A 299-nucleotide genomic window follows, 5' to 3' on the forward strand; every position below is an offset into this window, starting at 1 on the left:
CGGATCGGCGGCGCGGCGCTGGCTGTGTTCGACCACGAACCCAAAGTGCCTGACGCCCTCAAGACTTTGCCCAACGTGATCCTGACGCCCCACGTCGCCGGCCTGTCCCCGGAAGCGACCCAAGGCACCGTGGAACTGGTGGGTAAAAACCTGGTTGCATTCTTCGCCGGCCGGCCGGTGCTGACGCCGGTTGTGCTGGATCCTCGTTGATTACCGCCACCACACAACCGTTCGTATCGGCGGCGGCATTAGGCCGATTTTTAATCGATCGTGTGGATATTTTTCTTGCGACCCTCGAT

Annotated in this window: 1 protein-coding gene; it reads left to right on the forward strand. The window is 60.9% G+C overall.

The genetic code is table 11. The features are described from left to right. A partial coding sequence (locus tag BK665_RS34075) for an NAD(P)-dependent oxidoreductase (protein WP_311198562.1) occupies nt 1-210 on the forward strand: 210 nt, incomplete at its 5' end. Nucleotides 211-299 lie beyond the last annotated feature (89 nt).

Origin of the sequence: Pseudomonas frederiksbergensis (assembly GCF_003732665.1) — a bacterium.
Taxonomy (GTDB): Bacteria; Pseudomonadota; Gammaproteobacteria; order Pseudomonadales; family Pseudomonadaceae; genus Aquipseudomonas; species Aquipseudomonas frederiksbergensis_G.